Consider the following 25,490-nt stretch of genomic DNA (forward strand, 5'->3'; position numbering starts at 1 on the left):
CCTAATCCATTCTATTTGCAATTGTCTTTTGCAAAAAAAAGCTAATTTAAACTTTAGCGTATTCACAATTAGGCCACTATACATAAAATAAATAGTCCTTTATGTGTCTACATACAACGAACGCTAATTCCAGAGTGTTTTAATAAAAAAATTCCTTTTAGTTTTGTTTACAATATTTCCTCAAAAAATCGTACCCTTAAATTTCTCCGGCTTTTTTACAAAGCTTTCGATTATAAATCCACATTCTGTGCAAATAATGAATTCAACAGCTGAACCTATACTCATCTTATTATCCGGGTACACAGTCGCGTATCCACTTTGTTTACCTCTCCCCAATTCCTTCCCGCCACATTTTGGACATTCTGTTACTTTCGTAGAATTCTTCAATTTGAAACCCTCCCCCTATATATGTGAGCCAACTATTTTTCTGATATATCCTATTATCCATTATTACGAACGAACTGTAAATTGGTTCCAGTTTATTAAGCATTTCCATAATTGAATAATGGAGAGCTTCATTTCACTTCAAATAATTCTTCCTCGTACTAAACAAATTTATTATTTTAAACGGCTTTATTGTAAATTAAACAAGTTTTTTGTTACTTTACATTATTTATAAAGCGTATTATAATGAAATTGTAAGTGGGACGTAATTTTATATAGTGGGACGAAATATAACCCGATACTATTAAAAAGGGAGTAGATAAATATGTTATCTGTACCTGAGGCACAGCAAAGGCTACTTCCGGAAATGTATCCGCTTCTACAATCGAGATATCGTATTTTGCAAACAGTTCAGCTTATGCAGCCAATTGGGCGTCGTACACTTGCAGATTCACTTAAAATGACTGAACGAGAAATTCGTAAAGAAACAGATATTTTACGTGAGCAAGGGTTATTAGATTCTCAAAAGTCGGGTATGGTATGTACAGACGAAGGTGAAGTAGTTATTGATAAGCTACGAGCACTAGTCTATGGATGGTCAGGTCTTACACAGCTAGCTAAATCATTGGAAAACCATTTCGGCTTCCAGCATGTAATTGTTGTTCCAGGTGATTACAATGAAGACGATACGATATTAACATTGCTTGGAAAAGAGGCAGCACATCAATTTATGTCAACAAGCTTTGATGGTCAAATAGTAGCTGTTACTGGTGGGAAGTCGGTTGCATCACTCGCGCAATTTTTACATCCAGCTGATCCACACAACATCACATTTGTTGCTGCTCGTGGAGGTATTGGACATGAAATGCAAATGCAAGCCAATACACTTGTCTCAACATTTGCCATGCAGATGGATGCACAGTATCGCACCTTGTTTTTACCGGAGCATTTAAGTGAGCAGGCCTATCAAGCAATGCTGACAGAGCCAATGGTAACTGAAATGATGAATTATTATGATCATGCAGATTGTGTCATTCATGGTATTGGCTCGGCAGAGGAAATGGCTGTTCGTCGTAATTCATCGCCTGAAGATTTACGGATACTCGAAGAAAAGGGTGCAGTTAGTGAAGCATTTGGCTATTATTTCAATGCAGAAGGCGAAATTGTACATCGAATTCGAACAATCGGTATTCAGTTTGAGCAAGTTCGAAGAAGTAAGCAGGTCATTGCAGTTGCTGCTGGAAAACAAAAAGTGAAGGCAATGCTATCGTACTTTAAGGTAGCGCCAAAGCAAACCATTTTTATAACGGATGAGGTAGCCGCAAAAGCTATCGCCGAAAGTTTATCTTCTTAATAAATTAACTACGTAACTCGTATTTCAGCAGGTGCTATAACACTCTCTGAATGAGAATAAAGCCAATTGTGGATATTATAAATGTCCGAGGCAAAATTAATTATTTAAACAATATTGGAGGAATTGACAATGGCATTAAAATTAGCGATTAATGGATTTGGACGTATAGGACGATTAGTATTTCGTGAAGCTATGAAGCACGATGAATTCGAAGTGGTTGCAGTAAATGACCTAACTGATGCAGGTCAGCTTGCACACTTGTTAACTTATGATTCAGTACACGGTATCTACGATGCTGATGTTTATGCAGACGGTGATTCTTTCGTAGTAAATGGAAAAAAAATCAAAGTATATGCAGAAAAAGATCCTGCTAATTTACCTTGGGGTGAACTAGGTGTTGATGTAGTACTTGAATGTACAGGTAGATTCCGCTCAATGGAAGAAGTAGGAAAGCACATTCAAGCAGGTGCTAAAAAAGCTATTCTTTCGGCTCCAGCGAAGGGCGAAATGCCAACGTTTGTAATGGGTGTTAACCATGAGGATTACAACCCTGAAACAGATGATGTTATTTCAAACGCTTCTTGTACAACGAACTGTCTAGCGCCAGTTGCAAAAATACTTGATGAAAAATTCGGTATTGCGCGCGGTATGATGACGACAATTCACTCGTATACAAACGATCAACGTATCCTTGACTTCCCGCACTCTGATCCACGTCGCGCACGTGCTGGTGCAGTGTCAATGATTCCAACAACAACAGGAGCAGCAGTAGCAGTTTCAAAAGTATTACCTCAATTAAAAGGTAAATTAGATGGCTTCTCTATGCGTGTACCAACACCAAACGTTTCATGTGTTGACTTAGTAGTAGAGCTAAAATCAGAAGTAACAAAAGAATCCATTAATGCTGCATTAAAAGAAGCTTCAGAAAACGAGCTTAAAGGCATTTTAGGATACAACGAACTACCTTTAGTTTCAATTGACTACAATGGTAACCATAACTCTTCAACTGTAGATGGTCTTTCTACAATGGTATTAGAAAATAGTATGGTAAAAGTTCTAGCATGGTATGATAACGAAATTGGTTACTCTACTCGTTTAATGGACTTAGCTTTATATATCGCAGAAAAAGGATTAAACACTAAATAAGTGTCATAATTCGAAAACTAAAGTAAAAAGTGTGACATAATACCGCTTTTTACGCACAAAAAGTATAGCCTTTATAATGTCTTAAAGATATAATATACAAGGGTAATGGGAGTAAGGGAAATTTACCCTTACTCCTTTTTTATACGAAATAAAAGATGAATACATGCAATAAGCGATATCCATTATGACTGGTTATGCAATTGCAAGACATAGAACGTGACTTTTGCTACTATAAAAGCAAGTAAAGGGTAATTCACTATAGCGTGGATTGATTTCCGTTCCGACTAGGGTTTTCTAGGGGCGTCCAATGAGTCTAAAACCCAAACTTCCGGTGATGAAAGCTAGGATGACATTACGATAAAAGTTTGTTGAAACAGAATAACGCTATGTGATGAATGTACCAACTATTTTTATCTAATTCAGTTAAGTGAATGATGTGAGGAGCCAAGATGGGTGAATCCAGGAATTTCACGATTAAAAACTTTGAAGGGGGTTTCTTCATGTTAAATAAGAAGACGATGAAAGATATTGATGTAAAAGGTAAGCGCGTATTTGTACGTGTTGATTTTAATGTACCGATGGCAGATGGTGCGATTACTGACGAAACACGTATTCGAGCAGCAATTCCTACAATTGAATATTTAGTGGAACAAGGTGCCAAAGTAATTTTAGCCTCTCACCTAGGTCGTCCAAAGGGTGAAGTAAAAGAGGATATGCGCCTAACTGCAGTAGGTGTACGTTTAGCTGAATTAATGGGTAAACCTGTTACAAAATTAGATGAGTCGATTGGTCAAGAGGTAGAAAAAGCTGTTGCAAATATGCAAAATGGTGACATTATTCTTCTTGAAAATGTTCGCTTCCACGCTGGTGAAGAGAAAAATGATCCAGCATTAGCAGAACAATTTGCAAAATTAGCGGACGTTTATGTCAATGATGCGTTCGGTGCAGCTCATCGTGCACACGCGTCAACTGAAGGAATTGCAAAGTATGTACCAGCAGTATCTGGTTTCCTTATGCAAAAGGAATTAGATGTGCTAGGTAAAGCATTATCTAACCCAGAGCATCCATTTACAGCCATTATCGGTGGTGCCAAAGTAAAAGACAAAATTGGTGTTATTGAAAGCTTATTAGAAAAAGTGGACCACCTAATTATCGGCGGCGGTTTATCATTCACATTCATTAAAGCGCAAGGCTATGATATCGGTAAATCTTTATTAGAGGAAGATAAAATCGACTTAGCAAAATCCTTTATTGAAAAAGCAAAGGCAAAAGGCGTGCAATTACATATGCCAATTGATGCAGTTGTCGCAAATGAATTTTCAAAAGATGCAGAAACTAATATTGTAGATGTAGACGCTATTCCAGCGGATTGGATGGGCTTAGATATTGGTCCGAAAACAGCTGCTAACTATGCAGAGGTTATTAAAAATTCTAAATTAATCATTTGGAATGGACCAATGGGTGTCTTTGAAATGGATAAATTTGCGAATGGTACAAAAACTGTAGCTGACGCTATGGCGACAACAACTGGTTATACAGTTATTGGTGGCGGGGATTCTGCAGCAGCAGTAGAAAAATTTGAAGTTGCCGATAAAATGGACCATATTTCTACAGGTGGCGGTGCATCACTTGAATTAATGGAAGGGAAAGAGCTTCCTGGAATTGTAGCATTAAACGATAAGTAAAACTGTTTAAAATAAAAAAACATAGGAGGCAATAACGATGCGTAAACCAATTATTGCAGGTAACTGGAAAATGTATAAAACATTTGAAGAGGCTATCCAGTTTGTTGATGCGGTACAGGACAAACTTCCTTCAAATGATAAAGTAGACGCTGTTGTTTGTGCACCAGCACTTTACCTACCTACGCTTGTGCAAGTTGCTAGTGAATCTGAGCTAGCAATTGGTGCACAAACGATGCATTATGAAAACGAAGGTGCATTCACTGGAGAAATTAGTCCAGCTCAGCTAGCAAGCGTGGAAGTAGACTATGTTATTTTAGGGCACTCTGAACGACGTGAATATTATAATGAAACAGATGAAGCGATCAATAAAAAGGTTGCTGCAGCACTAGCGCATAATATCGTACCAATTATTTGCTGTGGAGAAACGCTTGAGGAACGTGAAGCGGGGACTACTGAGCAAAAGGTTGCTCATCAAATTACAGCAGCACTTGCTGGATTTGGAGCACAAGAAGTGGAGCATATGGTGATCGCCTATGAACCTATTTGGGCAATCGGTACAGGTAAAACAGCTACAGCAGAAGATGCTAACCAAGTATGTGGAGCAATTCGTGCAGTAGTGAAGGAATTATATAATGCTGAAACAGCCAATGCTGTACGTATTCAATACGGCGGTAGCGTAAAACCTGAGAACATTCAGGAACTATTATCAAAAGAACATATCGATGGCGCTTTAGTTGGTGGAGCAAGTTTACAACCAGAATCATATTTAAAATTATTGGAGGCGGCAGCAAATGCCTAAAAAGCCAGTAGCATTAATTATTCTAGATGGCTTTGCATTTCGCGACGAAACTTTTGGAAATGCAGTAGCCCAAGCAAACAAACCTAATTTCGATCGTTTATGGAATGAGTTCCCGCACTCAACATTAATTGCAGCAGGTGAAGCGGTGGGGTTACCTGATGGTCAAATGGGGAACTCTGAAGTTGGGCATTTAAATATCGGTGCTGGACGTATTGTCTATCAAAGCTTAACACGCTTAAACAAATCTATTCGTGAAGGAGATTTCTTTACGAATAAAGCATTTTTGGATGCAATAGCACATGCTAAGGCTCATCAATCTAAGCTTCATATCATGGGTTTACTATCAGATGGTGGCGTACATAGCCATTATGAGCATATGTTTGCACTTTTAAAGCTTGCAAAACAACAAGGCTTAGATAAAGTCTTTGTACATGGTTTCTTAGATGGCCGTGATGTTGGACCGTCAACAGCTTTAGGCTATATTGAAGAAACTGAAAAACAAATGAAGGACATTGGCGTAGGTCAATTCGCTTCTATTCATGGTCGTTATTATGCAATGGATCGTGATAAACGCTGGGATCGTGTAGCACTTACTTACAATGTACTAGTAGATGGTATTGGTCAAACAGCTGTCAGCGCAGCAAGTGGTGTTGCTGAATCATATGAGCGTGATGTAACAGATGAGTTTGTTATTCCATTTAGTGTTCAAGAGCATGGAGAAGCAGTGGCAACAATTGACGATAATGACGCAGTTATTTTCTTCAACTTCCGCCCTGACCGTGCAATTCAACTATCTAAAGTGTTTACAAATAGTGAATTTGATGGCTTTGCTTTATCAGCTAACCATCCAAAGAATTTAAAATTTGTGTCATTCACACATTACAGTGATGAAGTAAATGCTCAAGTTGCGTACGCAAACGACAACTTAAAAAATACAATTGGTGAAGTGTTAGCTTCTAATGGCAAAACACAGCTTCGTATTGCAGAAACAGAAAAGTATCCACATGTTACATTCTTTATGAGTGGTGGTCGTGAGGAGAAATTTGAAGGGGAAGAGCGTATTTTAATTGCATCTCCAAAGGTTGCAACATACGATTTACAACCTGAAATGAGTGCCTATGAGGTAACAGAAGCATTGCTTGCAGAGATTGCGGCCGATAAATTTGATGGCATTATTCTGAATTATGCTAACCCTGATATGGTTGGGCATAGCGGAATGTTAGAGCCAACAATTAAGGCCATTGAAACAGTCGATGAATGTCTTGGTAAAGTAGTAGATGCCATCCTTGCAAAAGGTGGCGCGGCTATTATTACAGCTGACCATGGTAACTCTGATGAAGTTCTTACTTTAGAAGGAAACCCGATGACAGCTCATACAACAAACCCTGTTCCAGTAATTGTGACAAAATCGAATTTATTGTTAAGAAATGGTGGCATTTTAGCCGATTTGGCGCCAACCATGTTAGAATTATTACAGGTGTCACAACCTTCTGAAATGACAGGTCTATCATTAATTGAAAAAGAGGAGAATTAATTATGCCATTTATTACACAAATTTATGCGCGCGAAGTTTTAGACTCACGTGGGAATCCAACGGTAGAAGTTGAAGTATTTACAGAATCAGGCGCTTTTGGACGCTCAATCGTACCATCAGGTGCATCTACAGGTGAATATGAGGCAGTAGAATTACGCGACGGTGACAAATCTCGTTACCTAGGCAAAGGTGTATTAAAAGCAGTTGAAAATGTAAACACAATTATTGCTCAAGAGCTAGAAGGTAACTACTCAGTTCTTGATCAAGTTGTCATCGACAAAACTTTAATCGAGCTAGATGGCACAGAAAACAAAGGTAAACTGGGTGCCAACGCCATTCTAGGTGTATCAATGGCAGTTGCACATGCTGCGGCAGATTACTTAGATGTACCTCTTTATCAATATCTTGGTGGATTTAATTCAAAACAACTACCAGTACCAATGATGAACATCATAAATGGTGGCGCTCACGCTGACAACAACGTAGACATTCAAGAATTCATGGTAATGCCTGTAGGAGCAGAATCATTCCGTCATGCATTACGTATGGGTGCTGAAATCTTCCACAACTTAAAAGCAGTACTTAAAGCTAAAGGCTATAATACAGCTGTAGGTGACGAAGGTGGTTTCGCACCAAACCTTGGTTCTAACGAAGAAGCCATTACTGTAATTTTAGAAGCAATCGAAAAAGCTGGCTATAAACCAGGTGAAGAAGTAAAACTTGCAATGGACGTTGCTTCATCTGAATTATTCAATAAAGAAGATGGCAAATATCACTTAGACGGTGAGGGTGTTGTCAAAACTTCTGAAGAAATGGTTGACTGGTACGAAGAGCTAACAAATAAATACCCAATCATCTCAATTGAAGATGGCTTAGACGAAAACGACTGGGCTGGACACAAATTATTAACAGATCGTATTGGTGCTCGCGTACAATTAGTAGGTGACGATCTATTTGTAACAAATACGAAAAAATTAACAGCTGGTATTGAGCAAGGAGTTGGCAATGCAATCCTTATCAAAGTAAACCAAATCGGTACGTTAACAGAAACATTTGAAGCGATCGAAATGGCAAAACGCGCTGGTTACACAGCAGTTATCTCTCACCGTTCTGGTGAATCTGAGGATGCAACAATTGCTGATATCGCAGTTGCTACAAACGCTGGTCAAATTAAAACAGGTGCTCCATCACGTACAGACCGTGTAGCTAAATACAACCAACTTCTTCGCATTGAAGATCAACTTGGTTCAACAGCTGAGTATCTTGGTTTAAATTCATTCTATAACTTAAAATAAGCTATTACTAAGTAGCTTCAGTAATATCGCCTCAAAGGTATGCAAATACTTTTGAGGCGATTTTTTTGTTGCTTGGGTGGGTTTTTGAGGGGCAGCTTTAGGCAAAATGCTCGGGTCCCCGAGAGAACCGCTCAGGTAGGATAAAATCCCCACGATGATTAAAGTTTCACCTATGAATTTTTAATTTTAATAAATACACAAGATGGACATCATCTATCATTTTCTTTACTTCATTCTCGTCCTGCAAGTCATATGTTCGTAAAGAGTTTCCTTTTGATTCTCTGTAGACACCTAATACATAAGTTTCATTTAATTTTAATTTTACGGTTTCATCTCCAAATGCAGAATACCATCCACTAACACTACTTTCGGTAGATGGAATTTTGCCGATTTTTTGAGGGTAAAGTACATATAGAGGAAAAAGCTTAGGAAATGGAGAATACAATATTGAAAGGAGAATTACGATGAAAATTTTTGAAACAGAACGACTTACCCTTCGCTTACAAACAACAGATGATGCGGGTTTTATCCTTGAGTTAATGAATGATCCTTCGTGGTTGCAGTTCATCGGTGATCGCGGATTGAGAACAGTAGAGGATGCATGTGAATATATAGAAAATAGACCAACTCGCATGTATGAGCAATTTGGCTTTTGTCTATATTTAGTTGAAAGAAAAGAAGATCAAACTCCGGTTGGAATTTGCGGTTTAGTTAAAAGAGAGTCGCTAGAAGATGTGGATATTGGATTCGCTTTTCTTCCTAAGTATTGGGGAAAAGGATACGCCTATGAAGCAGCCTCAGCGACATTGGCATATGGTCTAGAGACACTAGGACTAAATCGTATTGTGGCTATCACAACTCAAGATAATGAAGCTTCAGCTAAGTTACTCGAAAAAATAGGCTTGAAGTTTGATAGATTAGTCCAATTTTCCAATGATGCTGAAGAACTTAGACTTTTTTCATTTAATAATCACTTAAAATTATGATGAAAGCAAAGGTGAGAATGTGAATATTAGAGAAGCGAATGAATTAGATTACCCAGAATTAAGAATAATCTATCTGGAATCACGGCGTAAAAATTTCCATTGGGCGGCTTTAGAAGAAATGACTTTAGACGATTTTGATAAAGATACAATAGGAGAGCATGTAATTGTAGCGGAAGAGGATAATCAATTACTTGGATTTGTTTCATTATACTTGCCAGATAACTTCATTCATAATTTATTTATTCATCCAAGTTTCTTAGGTAAAGGTGTAGGGGGTCACTTGCTAAATGCCTCCATTAAAAAAATGAACAAACCGTTAAGATTAAAATGTGTATCCGAAAATCATAAAGCGTTGAAATTTTATGAGAAGAATGGTTGGAAGAAGGTAAATGAAGAAGGAGAAAAGGAAAAATATTGGGTTATGATATATGAATAACGGATTAAGAAGGTCTTGAAATAGCCTTAAACAAGAGGGGCTTCGAGTTCATTTGTAACGAAGAAGGGGTGCAGTAGCATGAATTTTAATATGAAGGAAGCTATTGAAATTCTGGAGCGTACACCGCAAACGTTGGAGTATTTTTTGATTGGATTATCAGATGGGTGGCTACAATGCAATGAAGGTGAAGGAACATGGAATGCTCATGAAGTGATAGACCATCTGATTGAGGGGGAGAAGAACAACTGGATGCCACGATTAGAATTCATTCTTAAAGAAGGGGAAGGTAAAGCATTTCCTCCCTTTGATCGATACGCTCATTTACACAAAGAGAATGAAGATTCTATTAAACAAGCATTATTGGAATTTAAAGAGATTAGAGCTTTAAATATAAACAAGCTTCAGTCCCTACTTAAGCCTGAATTACATTTAGAATTGAAAGGGTACCATCCTGATTTTGGTGTAGTAAAAGTAAGGGAATTGCTTTCTACGTGGGTTGTTCATGACTTAACTCATATTGCTCAAATTGTTCGAGTAATGGCTAATCGATATACAACAGATGCTGGACCGTGGAGTGAATACTTAGGAATATTAAAAAAGAATTGAGGGATGGAGAATTTAGGATTCATCCTATAATGTGTGGTTGATTTCCGTTCCGACTGGCGCTTTGTTGCTGACGCTACGCTTTCGCACAGATAAAACATTTGTTGCTGACGCTACGCTTTCGCGCAGAGCAAAGTTTCCTGGGGGCGTCCGATGAGCCGCTTGGGCAAACACGATGTTGGTTACGAAGGCATTATCACAGGACGTGATGCTTTTTGCCTTCGTTACCCTGTTTGCTCGCGCCAGGGTCTCATCTGTGACGCTAATCCCCAAGGAATCGCCCAGTCTCCACTCCAATCAACTTTTCTACATGATATGCGTTTAATAAAATATCATCCCAACTTTCGCTGATGAACCAAAATTTAGATGATTTCATACAAGAATAACCCTTTCTTAATCATTTAGGAAGGGTTGTGACGAGAAATTGTAGCGATGATTAATTACCCTCGAAGATAATCTACATAAAAAAAGAGACAGCCTTTAGTGATTAACACTTTAGACTGTCTCTACGTTCATTAAACGATTATTTCTGTGCCCAATATTTGTCTAGCTCTTGATCTAGATAAACCCAGCCCTTCCATGCAATATGAATCGTATCCATAATGAAATAAGGATCATAGTCATGGCCTGAGAAATCAACAAATGGAACACCATTATCAGTCAATATCTGGTTCATTTTTTCGTAATATTTTTCACGACGATCCTCAGGATATTCAGTGTAGTCATACCAATGACCATTTACTGGAATAGAGACAAATAGTGGCTTTGCACCAGCATCTTTTAAAATATCAATGACAAGCTGTAAATCCTCATATTCAGGTGAAGACGTATAATCTTCGTTTTTTCGGAATCCTTTAAACCTATCAAGATTAGAATTTTTAAGTCGCTTATAAAACTTGTTTTCAATCATTAAATCATTGGAAACACGTTTTTCGCCATATTTTTCGGCATTTTGTAGTTGTTGCTCAAATGTTTGGTTCACAACTAGTTTGTCATTGTTCTTTAACTTACTCCCCTCTCGAGGGAATAGCGAGTAAAACAAATCTTTTTTCTCTAAAAGTGCCTTTTGGACATGGCCGGCCATCATTGCAAGTCGCCCGATGATTGGTTTTTCCTTACCACCTGATAATTTATATTCATAAATTGTTTTTAGCAGGTCATCGCGATTGACAGTATCAAATTCAAGCAGGCGTTTCATTCCTCGATTTCGAAGATCTTCGTCAATGTCCTTACTATATGCTAAATCATAAGCATGCAACATCGAATAGTTAGGAGAGAAGTGTAATTCATCCATTCCCTTTTTCGTAAACCATTGAGGGGAAATGATGAAAACAATTTTTTTGTCCTTTAAATTCTTTTCTTGTGCGGCAAAATTTAAAAAGTGTGTAATAGACTGCATTCCACCACGGCCGACCATAAATGTCGTATACGGAGCATTTGTAGCTCGAGCATAATTATATGGGTGGAAAGGATCAAAACGATTTAATTCTGAGGAGCCGTATAAAGGCATTGTATTAGGCTCCTGCAACATCCGCTCCTGGAAATACATCCCTTGGAACACTAACGGAGACATACTAGTCTTTGCCTGCTCTACATCTTCATCTGAAATCCAAGCTTTTATCCAGGAATTAGGGAAGAATATCAAGGCAGCAAAAAGAGCAAAAGCAATTAATAATGATAGAAAGCCTTTCTTAATCATTGTCTTTCAGCTAATTCCGCTACAATACGATTTGGCGTGTTCCATTCCTCACGGTTGAAATCAGTAATTGGCACTGAAATATTAAAACGGTTTTCAATTTCCACTAATAAATTAATGGTACCGAATGAATCAAGAAGTCCTTCTTCAAATAAATCAATATCTGGATTTTCTAAAATGATATCGTCCTCGCATAATTCTACTAGCATTTCTAAAACTTGTTGTTTATCCATATTATAAATCTCCTTTATTGTTTAGGCTGCGTTATCATAAAAATATGAACAGAGCCATTAATTAAAATAATGTTCCTGAAAAAATATAGAAACCAAAGCAAATGGCATTAAAAGTAATAAATACGCCGATTGCATGAGTCCATTTATTTTTCGGCCAAATCTTACGCTTCTTATTCCAACGTTCAAATTTATCGAAGCAGATAATTAACAAGGCATGGTAGAGACCGTAGACAACAAAGTGCAATTCTAATCCATGCCAAATACCCATTAAGAAGAACAGTAAAAAGAAGCCAAGATAAGAAACTGTATATTTGTTTTTAATCCATTTTTTCTTAGTCATCCAAAGTACGAAGCGCATATAAACATAATCCCTGAACCAGAATGAAAGACTCATATGCCAACGGTTCCAGAAGTCTTTAATATTACGACTCGAGAATGGACGGTTAAAGTTAATTGGCGTTTGAACACCCATAATGCGACTGACACCAACTGCAAAAGCACTATAACCTGCAAAATCGAAAAATAGATAAAAACTATACATATACATATACGCTATTTGCCCTTGAAAAGGTGTCAAATAGTTATAAGTTTGATTTGGTAAATAAATAAGTGTGTAATTGTATATTAAATAAGCCAAAATAAATTTATATAAAAAGCCTACAAATATACAATTGATCCCACTTAACAGTAGTTTTTGATAGTCTTGACTAGATGGCACAGTGTGCAAATCTTTATAAAAGCGTCTCCAACGATCAATAGGTCCAGAAGTTATTGTTGGGAAGAACAGTAAGAAATAAGCAAGCTCAACTACTGAAATTTTATCCTTAATTAAGCCATCACGTGTTTCTAAAATCATTTGTACCGATTTAAAGGTAATATAGGATACCCCTAAAAATCCAAATAAATTATTAAGGCCAAGCATAGGCAGAACCTTCACAAGTACAAGTGGCAAAATAGACAGCAGTACAGCAATTACGAATACGGACGTGCTATTCTTCTGTAAGCGATATTTTTGGTAACCGACAATTAATAGTAACTGAAATACTGTAAATAGGATAAGAGAAGTTGAGCCATTAAGGGAGTTACCAAAGATAAGAGCTAACACGACAATCGAAATAAAGATATTATAGCGTTTAGCTGATTTCCCACGTAGTCCTAAAATAATGGTTGGCAATAATAAAATACCAATGATGATGAAAAAAAATATATTTCCATAAGCCGTCATACTGTTTCCATAACCGCCAATCCTTTACGATCAACTTTACCGTTAGTATTTAAAGGTAAAGTGTCAATGTATTTGAACGTTTTCGGAATCATATAAGATGGTAAATACTCCGCTAACAATACTTTAAGCTGCTTCGTCATTTTGAAGGCAGAGTCTGTCAATGGTTCTCGTAGAACAACAAACGCACTTAGTGAAACAATTTCATCATCTTTTGAAATAGGTATAACAACACAGCTAGCAACAGCTGGAAGATTGCCAATTTGCTTTTCAATTTCCTCGATTTCTAAACGATAACCGTGTAGTTTCACCTGAAAATCTTTTCGTCCAGAAAAGAACAGATAGCCATCTTTTTCATAACCAACGTCCCCAGTTTTATAAATACGTTGATCCCCTATTGTAGGAAACGCTTTAAGTGTTAAATCAGGTGCCCCAAGATAACCTGCACTTACAGTCGGTCCAGAAATAATAATCTCGCCATCTTCTTGCAAGGATAGATTAGGCTCAGATAGAGGAGCGATTGGTAATTGGTCAAATTGCTCCAAAAGCTCCTTTGTTACTTCTACATAAGATACGGCAACGGTTGTTTCAGTAGGACCGTATAAATTAAAGATAGATGCTTGTGGGAAGCGCTGCATTAATTCTTTAGATACGGATATTGGTAAAACCTCTCCGCAGAATAAAAACGTATTTAAAGAAGGCATTAACGCCTGATCCCATTCCTTGTTCATTAAACACATCTTCGCAAAGGAAGGTGTAGAAGTCCAAACGCGAATACCAGATGAAGCTAATGACTCAAATAACGCTTTTGGATTAGCAATTTGCTCTTGCGTAATAGCGTAAAGTGTTTGCCCACTAACTAGTGCAGGATATAAATCCATTACAGATAAATCAAAGGAATAAGGCGCTTGATTTAGAAACACACCAGTCTCCTGTAAAGGGAAATGTTCATGCATCCAAGCAACAAAATGTGCTAAATTATCAGCTGTAATTTGAACACCTTTTGGCTTACCAGTAGAACCAGATGTGTAAATAATATAATGAATTTCTTGATCCTTAACCCAAGTTGAAGGCTCTGTTGAAGTGCTAGTAGTTTGAGCCACTAAATCACTTACTTCCACTACAGGGACTGCTTGGTTCGAGCTTAATGTTTCAGTCTTAAGTAGCAAACAAGCCTGAGAAGCTTCTATAATAATCTGTAACCTTTCAGACGGTGTAGAAGAGTCAATCGGTACATACGGATGACCTGCTTTTACAGCTCCTAAAAAAGCAACGATTTGTAAAGGTGACATATGTCCGTAGACGACGATAGGTTGTTGTCTTTTTAAATCAAGAGCCATTAAATATTGTGCTACACAATCAGAAAGATGCCAAAGCTCACCATACGTTAAGGAATCACTATTAGTTTGATATGCAGTTCGATCTGGATGCTGTTGTGCCACTTTTTGAATAGCCTCTAAAATACTTAACATAGTTTATATCTCCTTTTCTTAAAATTCCGTATATATAAATGGTCCTGCGTTCATATCATGGAAGCCATGGATAAGAAACAAGAGCACCAAAATGATGAAATAAAATAACGTAAAGCCTATAAAACGTAAAAGCTCATTATTTTTAATGGATTGCATAGGTCCACCTCCAATTAAAAATGAAAAAAGATTATAACCTTGTAAATATACTAAATAAATAGACATATTTTCAAGTTTTTTCAAATAATTTTTTTTTACTTTAATTTAATTTTTAACACTGTTTTGACGGATTGTAGAGAAAAATGTTGCTCAACTCCTATATATTCATAAAATCATAAGATTAATTTAAGGTAAAATTAAGGTTTTGAAAAATATGACTAATATAAAGGTAAGAAAATGATTTTATTTCACCTCAACTTGAATTTTACTAAACTTATGATCATCTTTATTATCGCTGTTTTTCCGTTTCATGTGTACTTAAAAAATCCTTAAATCTCGTAATAGGACATTCGAAACAATGAATGCTATTAACATTAAGCATAATAAATGAAAGTAAAATCCAAGTAAATTCGATGGAAAATATCGGTATAAACTATGATGAGATGCAAAGAGGGGATAAACAAAATGGAAGCCGTATTAAGCAGATGATGAAATCGGTAATCTTTTGAGGACTGTTGCACTGTTGCAAAGACATATTTGAGCAAAAAGAAAAGCGCCACCATCAAGTTAATCATCCCAACTTATGATAGCACCCTTATTTTTATCCCGATATAGAATCCCAAAGTAGGTGGGAGATTAACTGTCCGTAAAAGCCCGATTGGTGAAGATTAATAATCAGTGGGGGTAAGAAAATCCCCGCTGATTAAAGTTTTATTTTAATTAAGAGCATTTAAAACTTTTTTGGAAACGTAAAATTCAGTCCCATTGTAGACATTGATTGTGTCAAACGTATGCGTTTTTGCTGTTTTGTCTTGTTCGTATATTAAAATGTTCTTATTAATTGGGATTGTAACGGTTACATCCTTTTTTTGTGCAATAAATTTAGGGTTCTCTTTATCAGTTAAGTCAATTTTAGATGTGTAGCCTTTTTCAGTGAATGCTTTTGTTGCTGGGATATATAAATCATCTGTCAGCTTATTTAAATCGAAGCCCATAAACTGTGCCATCGCATGTGCTAAATCCGTGTTTTCTACAAGACCTGTAATTTTTGACGGTCCGAACGAGTATAAGAATACATCCTCACCAGTATGTCCACCAGTTGTATAGCCAATATTGGCACGGTCGGCTAGCATTTTTACCATTTCTTCTCCCGTATCTTTAGCTAATCGTAATGTTGTAAGCTCGTCCGCAGATAAATCATCTAATCCATAAAGTGCAGCGACTTCAACGATATTTGATTTATCTTCTTTTAATTGGCTTAGTGCACCTTCAATTGTCATTTTAGCTTTCTTTAGTGGATCGATATAGGCAGATACAGGTGTGTTGGGATAAGTACTTGTCGTGTTGGCATTCCCCATCGTAATACCGCTATTGCCATGGTCTGTAACAGCAATGACCATTGTATTGCCATCTTCTTTTGCAAAATCAACAGCTTCTTTGACTGCAGCATCAAACGATAAAATATCGCTAATAATACCAATTGTGTCATTGGCATGAGCCGCCCAATCCACTTTACTGCCTTCTACAAATAAGAAGAAGCCATCTTCATCCTTTTTCAGCGTATCAATAGCTTTACTTGTCATCTCAGCGAGAGTTGGCTCAGATGCTTTTGTTTTGGAACGATCTAAATCGTAGGCAAGGGCACCTGGAGCAAAACTTCCCCAAATTTTTGGCGATTTACTATTTAGGAGCTCATCACGAGTTTTCACGATGTCATAATTTTTTTCTTTTAGGACATCCACTAGATTCTCGCCATCTTTACGAGCATTTTTAGATGTGCCTGGTGCCAGAGACTCTAAGCCGCCACCTAATACGACATCAATGTTTTGATAAACTTGCTGCTCAGCGATGTTATCATACTGGCTTCTATTATTCACATGTGCAGAAAAGCCAGCTGGTGTAGCATGCTGAATTTCCGAAGTAGAAATTAATCCGGTTGCCTTGCCCTGTTGTTTAGCCCCTTCTAAAACATTAGCTACAGGTCTATAAGCATCTTCTTTGGCAATTTGCTCTAGCCCTGGTGAATTAATAACGGACGGTAGCACACCCACAAATTTATCATTTGATTTATGGCCAGTTGCTAACGCAGTAGCGGCAGGAGCTGAATCTGTAATGGCTGAATCGGCAGAGTATGTACGCACTGCCCCTGATAAAATTTCATCCATCGCTAAGCCTTCACCTTTATACCAACGGGAAAGTGTAACGGCATTATTACTACTACCATCCATCACGAGCATAATCACATTTGTTGGCTTCTTTACTTGAGCTGCTTGTACTTGCGGTTGAGCGATACTAATCGACGATAAAGCAATTGCACTTGCTAAAAACAATGAACTCCATTTTTTTGAGTGTTTCATAATTTTCCTCCTTTTGGTTTATTCACAAGTAAGTGTAAAGGAAGGGTGTAAAGCTACGATGAATTAATTGTTATAAGATTGTAGGGATATTGTTAAAGATAGGATTAATCACGGATAGTTAGGTAATTGGAGTGTGAAGACTGGGCGACTCCTTGGGGATCAGTCATAGATGAGACCTTGGAGCGAAGCGGCTCATCGGTCGCCCCCAGGAAAGCGCCAAGTCGGAACGGAAATCAACCCCGCATTTTGGTGATGAGCTACTGAAGGGGAAAATAGAATCTGCTTACTATCCATTGATTGATGGAAGCTTGCAGATTCTTGAATTGGCTATAAATTTTGTGAATGTTTTTCACCGTCAATGGTTTCGTATAATAAAACCCCTTTATCATCAATGAACAAGTTTTGAACCTCTTCCTCTAATAACACTTCTTCTGAGCCATCGTTTATAAATATCTTTGTTAAAAAGCCGGCATTATCATAATCACTGCAATAAATCACATCGTCAACTGCCGCCAGGTAATAACAGGATGTTTCCGTAACTTGTCTATTTTGTTTTGTTGCTAAGTCATAGGCGTATACCATGTTATCGGTAATGCTATTATAATAAATAACGTTACCAACAGTATCTGCGTACCACATATCATGCATAAAATCGTACGCATTGTTCGTAGCTGCAAAATAGTTTTCATGTGCCCATATATGATCTTCACTTAGTTTCTCGTCATTCACTAAAAAATATGCGTAGGCAATAGCATAAGGTTCATCAGGATTGACATCATTCCAAGTCGTATCAACATGATACCAATCACCATTAACATTAACTAAATTCCATGCATGAAGCTGATTATCGCTATAGCCATATACATATTTAGCATCAAGACCAGCCTCCAAAAATAAACGATAGGCTAATAGTGCATAAGCTTGACAAACGCCAGTTTTTTTACTGATTAATTCATAAACGGATTGTCCTTCTAACGCATCTTCATCAGAATAAGTGGCTAGTTGTACGACAAAGTCATTAACGGCTTTAGCACGATGAAAATCATCCATGTCATTTGTAATAAACTTATTTGCAAATTCCTGAACATAAGTATCAACTTTCTTTTCCTTCTTGGCATCTGTTAAATATGTAAAATCAAATTCTACCAAGTAACCATTATCTTCTTCCCATACTTCTCCGTTAAAATCATCGATATATCCTGCTGTATAAGGATTAACGAAATTAATTATGTTATAAATATTATTTAGTTGTTTTTCAAAAGTATCCCAATCTAATTTGCCTCTATACATTACTGTAAAGTTTGAGTCAAATTCTGCTATATGCTTTTCAACTTTTCTTGAAAATTGTAGCAAAGCGGGATCTTCCTTGAATAATGTCGTTGAAAAAAGATCTTCCGCAGAAAACTCAACTGATTGTGCTTTACTAGTAGGCTCCTTGTGGTCCATAGAGGCCTCTTCTCTGGATTCAGGTTCCTCTGGTAATGCTACTTCGATGGCCTTGATAACAGCTGAGCAAGCGGTAAGCATGCTTAAAATAATAAGCAAAAAAATCAGCAATATACTCTTTTTCATAATTCCTCCCATTATAATTACATTTTTGGCGCATCACTAAAACGTGGGGGTGATTTCCGTGCTTTCCTGGGGGGCGTCCGATGAGCTGCTAATCCCCTAGGAGTCGTCCCTCCACTCCAATCAACTAATATGAATGGTCTATGTTTTAAAATCTTAGTGACGACTATGTTTTTAACTATTATAGGATAAATTGGTAGCAAGGTGGTATGCTGATTTATTAGAAAAACTAACCGATAGAGGGATATTGAGGGCATTTATTAATCTCAGTTTGTCAAGAGAACCTTTTTTTGTTATAATATGATATGTTGTGATGTTCGAAGTTCGGGAGGTGCAGTGAATGCATACAATAGTATTAGTTTCATTAGTTATCGTTGCAATAGCGTTGATCGTTGTAGTATTACTTCAATCTAGTAAAAGTGCAGGCTTGTCAGGTGCCATCTCGGGTGGAGCTGAACAACTATTTGGAAAGCAAAAAGCACGCGGTATGGATCTAATCCTTCACCGTGCAACAATTGTGTTAGCAATATTATTCTTTATTTTAGCACTCGCTATTACAAAAATCTAATAGTTGAAGATATATCGCCTGACCTTTACTGGTTGGGCGTTTTCTTTTATGGTTACATTGTTAGTTCAGCAAAATGAATACCCGCGGAAGCGAAGCGAATACCCGCGAATCACAAAATGACGGATGGAAAAGCTAAAGTGGTGGATAGAAGAGCCCAAATGGTGGATAGATTCCTCAAAGTCGTGGATAGAAGAGCCGAAATAATGGATAGAATCCTCAAAGTGCCGGAAAAAATCCTCAAAAGCCAGAAAGACTATCGAAATTCCAAAAAAAACCATCAAATTAACCGATAAAACCTCATAAAAAGAGTAACAATCGCCCAAGCTTTTGAGGAAGCTTCAGTATGGCTATAATGGTTATAGTATGTATTTGGATGAAGGAGAGCTCGCAATGAAAAAATCGTTATCACAGCCTTTTTTCTTTCAAGCAGGACCAAGAGCAGTTTTATTATTGCATGGATTTACGGGAAGCTCGGCGGATGTGCGAATGCTTGGTAGATATTTAGAGAAAAAAGGGTATACTACATTAGCACCTCATTATAAAGGTCACGGTGTGGAACCGGAGGAACTCATTACAACAGGTCCTGCTGATTGGTGGCAGGATGTCGTTGCCGCGTACAAACAGCTGCAGGATGCAGGCTATGAGGAAATTGCGGTTGCTGGCTTGTCATTGGGTGGTGTGATGGCTTTAAACGTTGCGCTGAATAACCCAGTTAAAGGTATAGTGACAATGTGTGCCCCAATGACGATGCGTACAACGGATGTTATGTTTCAAGGTGTACTAAAATATGCGAGGGACTATAAAAAGTTCCAAGGTAAAGACGAAGAGCAAATTGAAGCTGAGGTTGCGTTAATTGCTGAAAAGGGCATGCCATCTCTCCAAGAGTTGCGAGAATTTATTGCTCGGACACGTCAGGAAATTGACATGATTTATGCACCGATTTTTGTCGTACAAGCGACAAATGATGAGGTAATTGAGACAGAATCTGCCAACATTATATATAATCAAACTGAGTCACTTGAAAAACAGATCAAGTGGTATGAAAACTCAAAGCATGTTATTACATTAGATCAAGAAAAAGATCAGTTACATGAAGATATTTATCGCTTTTTAGAAAGCCTAAATTGGGCACAATAAAACATATTAGGATTTTCTCATGAAGGAGGGAAATTATGAAAGACCAGAAAGATACACTACAAAGTCGTTTACTCGATTTTTTCGGTGGAGAAGATTATAAACCATTAACAGTTGGCGAAATCGAAGACTTATTCGGCTTTGAGGATGCTGACGAATTTAAAGAATTAGTAAAAACGTTAGTACGTATGGAGGGGCAAGGCTTAGTTGTGCGTTCTCGCTCCAATCGTTATGGCCTGCCAGAGCGCATGAATTTACTTCGAGGTAAATTTATCGGACATGCGAAAGGCTTTGGCTTTGTGACACCTGATATTGAGGGGATGGATGATGTCTTCATTCCACCGCATGAAGTAAATGGTGCGATTAACGGCGATATAGTTTTAATACGTGTTTTAAAGGAATCATTCGGTGATCGCCGTGAAGGAACAGTGACAAAGGTAGTAGAGCGTGGACAAACGAGTTTTGTTGGGACGTTCCAAGCAAATCGAGGCTTCGGCTTTGTTGTGTTAGATGACAAAAAACTACCGATGGACATTTTCATTGCTAAAGGAGATACGTTAGGCGCCGTTGACGGACACAAGGTTGTCGTTGAGATCGCTACTTGGCCAGAGGATTTAAAATCAGCAACAGGCTATATCACTAAAATTTTAGGGCACAAAAATGACCCAGGTGTGGATATTCTTTCTATTTTATATAAGCATGACATTCCACCTGAATTCCCGGAAGAAGTGGTTGCTGCTGCGCAACGAGTGCCGGATGAAATTACAGAGGCAGATTTAGAGGGCCGCCGTGATTTACGCCATGAAACGATTGTGACAATCGATGGAGCTGATGCGAAGGACTTGGATGATGCTGTTACCGTAACGAAAAATGTAGACGGTACTTTTAAACTTGGCGTACATATTGCAGATGTTAGTTACTATGTGACACAAGGCTCTGTAATAGATATTGAAGCGTATGATCGTGCGACGAGTGTTTATTTAACAGACCGCGTTATTCCAATGATTCCGCATCGACTATCGAATGGTATCTGTTCATTAAATCCACAGGTTGACCGTCTAGTACTGTCTTGTGAAATGATTATTGATGCAAATGGTAATGTAGTTTCACATGAAATATTCCAAAGTGTCATTAAAACAACTGAGCGTATGACATATAGGGACGTTTACAAAATTTTAGAGGAGCAAGACGAAGCGCTTATTGCCCGCTATGAGCCACTAGTACCAATGTTTAAACATATGGCTGAGCTGTCTAACATTTTACGTACCAAACGTGAAATGCGTGGTGCTATTGATTTTGACTTTAAAGAATCTAAAGTGATCGTGGACGAAGATGGTTGGCCAGTAGATATTGAATTACGTGAACGTACAGTAGCGGAGAAATTAATTGAAGATTTCATGCTAGCTGCCAACGAAACGATTGCAGAGCATTTCCATTGGATGAATGTACCGTTCCTTTACCGTATTCACGAAGATCCAAAGCCAGAAAAGCTACAACGCTTCTTTGAATTTGTCACGAACTTCGGTATTTTAATAAAAGGTACAGGAAACACCGTACATCCGAAGGCATTACAGGATGTAATAAAAGCCATTGAAGGCATGCCAGAGGAGCCTGTTATTTCAACGATGCTTCTACGCTCTATGCAACAGGCAAAATATTATCCTGAAAGTATAGGCCACTTTGGTTTATCAACCGATTTCTATACACACTTTACGTCACCGATTCGACGTTATCCGGACTTAATCGTCCATCGTTTAATTCGTACGTATTTAATTAATAAAGATACATCAAAAGAAACAATTGCACAGTGGAGTATGGCGATGGATGAAATTGCGGATCATACTTCAGAACGTGAACGCCGTGCTGTCGATGCAGAGCGCGATACAGATGCACTGAAAAAAGCACAATATATGTCCGATAAAATTGGTGAAGAGTTTGAAGGGATCGTCTCATCTATTACAAACTTCGGGATTTTCGTGGAGCTGCCAAACACGATTGAAGGACTTGTCCATATTAGCAATATGACAGATGACTACTATCGCTTTGATGACCGTCAAATGATGATGATCGGTGAACGTACAAATCGTCAATTCCGTATCGGAGATGAAGTAACGGTACGTGTAGCAAATGTTATTATTGAGGAGTCATCGATTGACTTTGAAATCGTCGGAATGGTAACGTCTTATGGACGAACACGAAAAGCAGCACCTACTGTGATTCACGCGCGCAAAAATTATAGCGACAACAAAGGTGGTCGTAATGGCCGCAGTGGTGGCCGCAACGAAGAAGAGCGAGGCGGACGTGGCAGTCGCAGTGGCCGCAACGAAGAAGAGCGAGGCGGACGTGGCAGTCGCAGTGGTCGCAACGAAGAAGAGCGAGGCGGACGTGGCAGTCGCAGTGGTCGCAACGAAGAAGAACGAGGCGGACGTGGCAGTCGCAATGGTCGTAATGAAGAAGGGCGAGGCGGACAAGGAGAGCGACGTGAAAACGACCGTGATCCACGAGGACGCCGCAAAGATGGCTCAAGCCCAGGCCCTAAAAAAGGCGTGAAGCAAAAGCAAAGGTTCTACGAGGGCGTCGCCAAGAAAAACAAAAAGAAAAAATCAAAACGTAAATAACGTAAAAGTATAGGTGAAGGCACCAATTAGCGCTTGAAAGCAATTTGAAGCGGGTGCTTTCACTTTATCAATAAAAGCATAAAAGCAGGTTAACCCTGCTTAACCTTTAACTTCTTTCAGCAGAAGTCTCCTACCTCTATAGGTGGTGTGATGAATGCCGGATTTAAGTTACTTTTCAGCGGGTGTCCAAACAGCCGCTGAAAGAAGTTAAAGCCTCCGGCGGATGTCACGGATTCGGAAAGGAATTCTTTGTGCAGGCACAAAGCCGAATCCAGACGCAATTATGCCGAGGCATAATTGATGAAGAGGGTGAATAATATGGCAAAAGGTACTGGAAAAGTATTAGCACAAAACAAAAAAGCCGGGCACGACTACTTCATTGAAGAGACAATCGAAGCGGGCATGGTGCTAACAGGCACAGAAATTAAATCCATCCGTGCAGGAAGGGTTCAACTAAAAGAATCCTACGTACAAATCCGCAACGGTGAAGCATGGATCAATAATATGCATGTCAGCTCATTCGAACAAGGCAACCGCTTTAACCATGACCCACTGCGCGCCCGCAAGCTACTGCTTCATAAAAAGCAAATCGGCGAGCTAGTTGGTGCCGTAAAACGTGACGGCTACACAATCGTCCCATTAAAAATGTACATTAAAGACGGCTACGCCAAGCTCTTAATCGGCGTCGGCAAAGGGAAAAAGGATTACGACAAACGCGACGACATGCGCAAAAAAGCAGCCAAACGCGAAATGGAACGTGCATTCAAAGCGAAAAATCAAGATTAATAGATTGTTAGAAAGCTCACTGGATGGTGAGCTTTTGTATTTGGACGGATAGAATTCTTAGGGCGGGCGAGTTCTAAAGGACGGAGATTTTAAAATATAATAAAGAACTTACCGCATATATAGGAGGAAATCAGCATTCTTATAATAGGAAGAAAATTTATGTTTATGAACTTAGAGCACATTTATTTTGCCGAGGAACGTAATAATGCAAGTGAAAGAAAAAAGCTAGTTTGCTACCATCAAACAAAGCGACCTGTGCAATCGCTCCAAACCCAAAAGACACTGCAAATAATGCTACAGCAAGATGAAGAAATCCTATTAGCGAATCTTTCAAAAATGAATCGCTATATGCTTCGCCGCGCCAAGAAAGAGCCCTACGAAGTCATCGTAAAAGAAAATCCATCTGATCAAGAGCTATTAGAATTTCAACAATTTTACAACGCCTTCGCCAAAGTGAAAAATACAGATCGCGTTCGAAAATTTCATCTGCAAACCTTAAAGCTACTGCGCGAAAAAGGCGCACTCGTCTATACAAAGCTTCAAAACGATGAAGGTGAGGCATTATGCTATCGTCTTTACATTGTCGACGAAGATATCGTTTTTAATTTATATACAGGCACGGCTATCTGGATCAAGGATAGACCAGAATTAAAGCAACAAATCCGCTTCGCCAATCGCTATTTACTTTGGGAAAATATCATGATGTTCCGAAGTAGAGGATACGAACGCTATGATTTTGGCGCAGTAACGAACAAGGAGGTAATTAATGAATTCAAGCTCGGCTTTGGCGCGCAAGAGGTAGAAGTCTTTCATGGCTATCTCACAGATTCCATATTAGGAAAGCTCATTTTGCTTTTAAGAGTTTTGAAATTTAAGATGATAAAATAAGAAAATCATTGTGAGCTAGCCAATTTTTTCTACTATAGCGGGACACTTGAACTATAGCAAGATTTGTTTTATAATAAGTATTACTGAATGCCAGATTACATGGAAGCTTACTTTTAGCTCCCACCGTACTAGAAGAAATTCTAGCTCCTTTGCTTGAACGAGGCTACGTGCTTCGATTCATATTCAAGGGGACGTTACGGATTCGACAGGGATGGTTCAAGCTTTAGTCGCGCGTCGGAGGTCTCGGCTCCGTCATCAACGGAAGTTATATAATAACTGGCAAACAACAAAACTTAGCTTTCGCAGCGTAAGCTCGTAAGCGCTCTGCCTCTCTATCGCCCATGTAGAGAACGTGGGGCCCAACTTTAGTGGGATACGGTCGATGGTGCCACCTGAGTCACCGACAAGAGATTTCCAGGTTAGCGTACAGGACGCCTGTTTGTCGGCATAATGTTACGTGAATTGTAAATAGGCAAACTACACGCGTAGAAGCTGAAGTATTGGAGTTTCTGGACGCGGGTTCGACTCCCGCCGTCTCCATTTTATGGAATCAAATGATTTCAATGAGT

The 25,490-nt window shown here is 38.4% G+C and carries 22 protein-coding genes and 1 other RNA gene; 15 read left to right on the top strand and 8 right to left on the bottom strand.

All coding sequences use genetic code 11. The features are described 5' to 3' along the window. Window positions 1-180 precede the first annotated feature (180 nt). On the bottom strand, window positions 181-387 hold the full coding sequence (locus tag ACQKOF_RS16325; RefSeq protein ID WP_427559146.1) for a transcription initiation factor TFIIIB: 207 nt from the start codon (window positions 385-387) through the stop codon (window positions 181-183). A 322-nt stretch (window positions 388-709) separates the two neighbouring features. On the opposite strand from ACQKOF_RS16325, the gene ACQKOF_RS16330 reads away from it, so the two are divergent. The 9 genes from ACQKOF_RS16330 (at window position 710) to ACQKOF_RS16370 (ending at window position 10,225) form a co-directional block, all read left to right on the top strand. Beyond that, window positions 710-1,738 (top strand): sugar-binding transcriptional regulator, encoded by a 1,029-nt coding sequence (locus tag ACQKOF_RS16330; RefSeq protein WP_427559149.1) that lies wholly within the window; start codon window positions 710-712, stop codon window positions 1,736-1,738. Between the two features lie 129 nt (window positions 1,739-1,867). Continuing rightward, entirely contained in the window at window positions 1,868-2,884 is a 1,017-nt protein-coding gene (gene gap / locus ACQKOF_RS16335; RefSeq protein WP_427559151.1) for a type I glyceraldehyde-3-phosphate dehydrogenase, read from the top strand. Between the two features lie 500 nt (window positions 2,885-3,384). Beyond that, the gene (locus ACQKOF_RS16340) at window positions 3,385-4,569 is read left to right on the top strand and encodes a phosphoglycerate kinase (protein ID WP_427559154.1); all 1,185 of its coding nucleotides are present in this window, start codon (window positions 3,385-3,387) and stop codon (window positions 4,567-4,569) included. Between the two features lie 37 nt (window positions 4,570-4,606). Then, the gene (tpiA, locus tag ACQKOF_RS16345; RefSeq protein WP_134026196.1) at window positions 4,607-5,368 is read left to right on the top strand and encodes a triose-phosphate isomerase; all 762 of its coding nucleotides are present in this window, start codon (window positions 4,607-4,609) and stop codon (window positions 5,366-5,368) included. Continuing rightward, complete coding sequence (gene gpmI / locus ACQKOF_RS16350; protein WP_427559158.1) at window positions 5,361-6,902, top strand: 2,3-bisphosphoglycerate-independent phosphoglycerate mutase; 1,542 nt, start codon at window positions 5,361-5,363, stop codon at window positions 6,900-6,902. Before tpiA ends, gpmI begins: the two co-directional genes overlap by 8 nt. A gap of 2 nt (window positions 6,903-6,904) precedes the next feature. Then, window positions 6,905-8,197: a phosphopyruvate hydratase gene (gene eno, locus ACQKOF_RS16355; RefSeq protein ID WP_427559161.1), complete on the top strand. Its 1,293-nt coding sequence runs from the start codon at window positions 6,905-6,907 to the stop codon at window positions 8,195-8,197. Between the two features lie 464 nt (window positions 8,198-8,661). Beyond that, on the top strand, window positions 8,662-9,183 hold the full coding sequence (locus ACQKOF_RS16360) for a GNAT family N-acetyltransferase (RefSeq protein ID WP_427559164.1): 522 nt from the start codon (window positions 8,662-8,664) through the stop codon (window positions 9,181-9,183). Between the two features lie 19 nt (window positions 9,184-9,202). After that, on the top strand, window positions 9,203-9,619 hold the full coding sequence (locus tag ACQKOF_RS16365; RefSeq protein ID WP_427559165.1) for an N-acetyltransferase family protein: 417 nt from the start codon (window positions 9,203-9,205) through the stop codon (window positions 9,617-9,619). 78 nt (window positions 9,620-9,697) lie between these two features. After that, the gene (locus ACQKOF_RS16370; RefSeq protein ID WP_427559168.1) at window positions 9,698-10,225 is read left to right on the top strand and encodes a DinB family protein; all 528 of its coding nucleotides are present in this window, start codon (window positions 9,698-9,700) and stop codon (window positions 10,223-10,225) included. Between the two features lie 520 nt (window positions 10,226-10,745). Here the strand turns inward: ACQKOF_RS16370 and dltD are convergent. The 7 genes from dltD to ACQKOF_RS16405 all read right to left on the bottom strand — a co-directional run bounded on the left by dltD (window position 10,746) and on the right by ACQKOF_RS16405 (window position 18,930). Then, window positions 10,746-11,921, bottom strand: coding sequence for a D-alanyl-lipoteichoic acid biosynthesis protein DltD (gene dltD / locus ACQKOF_RS16375; RefSeq protein ID WP_427559171.1), 1,176 nt, complete (start codon window positions 11,919-11,921; stop codon window positions 10,746-10,748). After that, the gene (gene dltC, locus ACQKOF_RS16380) at window positions 11,918-12,151 is read right to left on the bottom strand and encodes a D-alanine--poly(phosphoribitol) ligase subunit 2 (protein ID WP_427415690.1); all 234 of its coding nucleotides are present in this window, start codon (window positions 12,149-12,151) and stop codon (window positions 11,918-11,920) included. The genes dltD and dltC overlap by 4 nt, the downstream gene beginning before the upstream one ends. 61 nt (window positions 12,152-12,212) lie before the next feature. Beyond that, window positions 12,213-13,376: a D-alanyl-lipoteichoic acid biosynthesis protein DltB gene (gene dltB / locus ACQKOF_RS16385; protein ID WP_427559174.1), complete on the bottom strand. Its 1,164-nt coding sequence runs from the start codon at window positions 13,374-13,376 to the stop codon at window positions 12,213-12,215. Beyond that, the gene (dltA, locus tag ACQKOF_RS16390) at window positions 13,373-14,845 is read right to left on the bottom strand and encodes a D-alanine--poly(phosphoribitol) ligase subunit DltA (RefSeq protein ID WP_427559177.1); all 1,473 of its coding nucleotides are present in this window, start codon (window positions 14,843-14,845) and stop codon (window positions 13,373-13,375) included. Before dltA ends, dltB begins: the two co-directional genes overlap by 4 nt. 18 nt (window positions 14,846-14,863) lie before the next feature. Further along, window positions 14,864-15,001, bottom strand: coding sequence for a teichoic acid D-Ala incorporation-associated protein DltX (locus ACQKOF_RS16395; RefSeq protein ID WP_370042601.1), 138 nt, complete (start codon window positions 14,999-15,001; stop codon window positions 14,864-14,866). 716 nt (window positions 15,002-15,717) lie between these two features. After that, window positions 15,718-17,358 (bottom strand): alkaline phosphatase, encoded by a 1,641-nt coding sequence (locus ACQKOF_RS16400; protein ID WP_427559179.1) that lies wholly within the window; start codon window positions 17,356-17,358, stop codon window positions 15,718-15,720. A gap of 327 nt (window positions 17,359-17,685) precedes the next feature. Beyond that, window positions 17,686-18,930, bottom strand: a complete 1,245-nt coding sequence (locus ACQKOF_RS16405) for a transglutaminase domain-containing protein (RefSeq protein ID WP_427559182.1) — start codon at window positions 18,928-18,930, stop codon at window positions 17,686-17,688. Between the two features lie 337 nt (window positions 18,931-19,267). On the opposite strand from ACQKOF_RS16405, the gene secG reads away from it, so the two are divergent. The 6 genes from secG to ssrA all read left to right on the top strand — a co-directional run bounded on the left by secG (window position 19,268) and on the right by ssrA (window position 25,464). Next, window positions 19,268-19,495: a preprotein translocase subunit SecG gene (gene secG, locus ACQKOF_RS16410; RefSeq protein WP_427559185.1), complete on the top strand. Its 228-nt coding sequence runs from the start codon at window positions 19,268-19,270 to the stop codon at window positions 19,493-19,495. 390 nt (window positions 19,496-19,885) lie between these two features. Continuing rightward, window positions 19,886-20,632, top strand: a complete 747-nt coding sequence (locus ACQKOF_RS16415) for an alpha/beta hydrolase (protein ID WP_427559188.1) — start codon at window positions 19,886-19,888, stop codon at window positions 20,630-20,632. A gap of 35 nt (window positions 20,633-20,667) precedes the next feature. Further along, the gene (rnr, locus tag ACQKOF_RS16420; RefSeq protein ID WP_427559190.1) at window positions 20,668-23,247 is read left to right on the top strand and encodes a ribonuclease R; all 2,580 of its coding nucleotides are present in this window, start codon (window positions 20,668-20,670) and stop codon (window positions 23,245-23,247) included. A gap of 318 nt (window positions 23,248-23,565) precedes the next feature. Next, window positions 23,566-24,033, top strand: a complete 468-nt coding sequence (gene smpB / locus ACQKOF_RS16425) for an SsrA-binding protein SmpB (RefSeq protein WP_427559193.1) — start codon at window positions 23,566-23,568, stop codon at window positions 24,031-24,033. Between the two features lie 159 nt (window positions 24,034-24,192). Continuing rightward, window positions 24,193-24,921, top strand: a complete 729-nt coding sequence (locus tag ACQKOF_RS16430) for a hypothetical protein (RefSeq protein WP_427559196.1) — start codon at window positions 24,193-24,195, stop codon at window positions 24,919-24,921. 187 nt (window positions 24,922-25,108) lie between these two features. Continuing rightward, window positions 25,109-25,464, top strand: a transfer-messenger RNA (tmRNA) gene (gene ssrA / locus ACQKOF_RS16435). Window positions 25,465-25,490 lie beyond the last annotated feature (26 nt).

Source organism: Lysinibacillus sp. NPDC093190, from assembly GCF_050280425.1.
Classification (GTDB): domain Bacteria; phylum Bacillota; class Bacilli; order Bacillales_A; family Planococcaceae; genus Lysinibacillus.

What these genes read in the sequence shown, in the direction of transcription:
- ACQKOF_RS16330 (WP_427559149.1), top strand. Translation starts at nt 710, where the DNA reads ATGTTATCTGTACCTGAGGCACAGCAAAGGCTACTTCCGGAAATGTAT.
- gap (WP_427559151.1), top strand. Translation starts at nt 1,868, where the DNA reads ATGGCATTAAAATTAGCGATTAATGGATTTGGACGTATAGGACGATTA.
- ACQKOF_RS16340 (WP_427559154.1), top strand. Translation starts at nt 3,385, where the DNA reads ATGTTAAATAAGAAGACGATGAAAGATATTGATGTAAAAGGTAAGCGC.
- tpiA (WP_134026196.1), top strand. Translation starts at nt 4,607, where the DNA reads ATGCGTAAACCAATTATTGCAGGTAACTGGAAAATGTATAAAACATTT.
- gpmI (WP_427559158.1), top strand. Translation starts at nt 5,361, where the DNA reads ATGCCTAAAAAGCCAGTAGCATTAATTATTCTAGATGGCTTTGCATTT.
- eno (WP_427559161.1), top strand. Translation starts at nt 6,905, where the DNA reads ATGCCATTTATTACACAAATTTATGCGCGCGAAGTTTTAGACTCACGT.
- ACQKOF_RS16360 (WP_427559164.1), top strand. Translation starts at nt 8,662, where the DNA reads ATGAAAATTTTTGAAACAGAACGACTTACCCTTCGCTTACAAACAACA.
- ACQKOF_RS16370 (WP_427559168.1), top strand. Translation starts at nt 9,698, where the DNA reads ATGAATTTTAATATGAAGGAAGCTATTGAAATTCTGGAGCGTACACCG.
- dltD (WP_427559171.1), bottom strand. Translation starts at nt 11,921, where the DNA reads ATGATTAAGAAAGGCTTTCTATCATTATTAATTGCTTTTGCTCTTTTT.
- dltC (WP_427415690.1), bottom strand. Translation starts at nt 12,151, where the DNA reads ATGGATAAACAACAAGTTTTAGAAATGCTAGTAGAATTATGCGAGGAC.
- dltB (WP_427559174.1), bottom strand. Translation starts at nt 13,376, where the DNA reads ATGACGGCTTATGGAAATATATTTTTTTTCATCATCATTGGTATTTTA.
- dltA (WP_427559177.1), bottom strand. Translation starts at nt 14,845, where the DNA reads ATGTTAAGTATTTTAGAGGCTATTCAAAAAGTGGCACAACAGCATCCA.
- ACQKOF_RS16395 (WP_370042601.1), bottom strand. Translation starts at nt 15,001, where the DNA reads ATGCAATCCATTAAAAATAATGAGCTTTTACGTTTTATAGGCTTTACG.
- ACQKOF_RS16400 (WP_427559179.1), bottom strand. Translation starts at nt 17,358, where the DNA reads ATGAAACACTCAAAAAAATGGAGTTCATTGTTTTTAGCAAGTGCAATT.
- ACQKOF_RS16405 (WP_427559182.1), bottom strand. Translation starts at nt 18,930, where the DNA reads ATGAAAAAGAGTATATTGCTGATTTTTTTGCTTATTATTTTAAGCATG.
- secG (WP_427559185.1), top strand. Translation starts at nt 19,268, where the DNA reads ATGCATACAATAGTATTAGTTTCATTAGTTATCGTTGCAATAGCGTTG.
- ACQKOF_RS16415 (WP_427559188.1), top strand. Translation starts at nt 19,886, where the DNA reads ATGAAAAAATCGTTATCACAGCCTTTTTTCTTTCAAGCAGGACCAAGA.
- rnr (WP_427559190.1), top strand. Translation starts at nt 20,668, where the DNA reads ATGAAAGACCAGAAAGATACACTACAAAGTCGTTTACTCGATTTTTTC.
- smpB (WP_427559193.1), top strand. Translation starts at nt 23,566, where the DNA reads ATGGCAAAAGGTACTGGAAAAGTATTAGCACAAAACAAAAAAGCCGGG.
- ACQKOF_RS16430 (WP_427559196.1), top strand. Translation starts at nt 24,193, where the DNA reads ATGTTTATGAACTTAGAGCACATTTATTTTGCCGAGGAACGTAATAAT.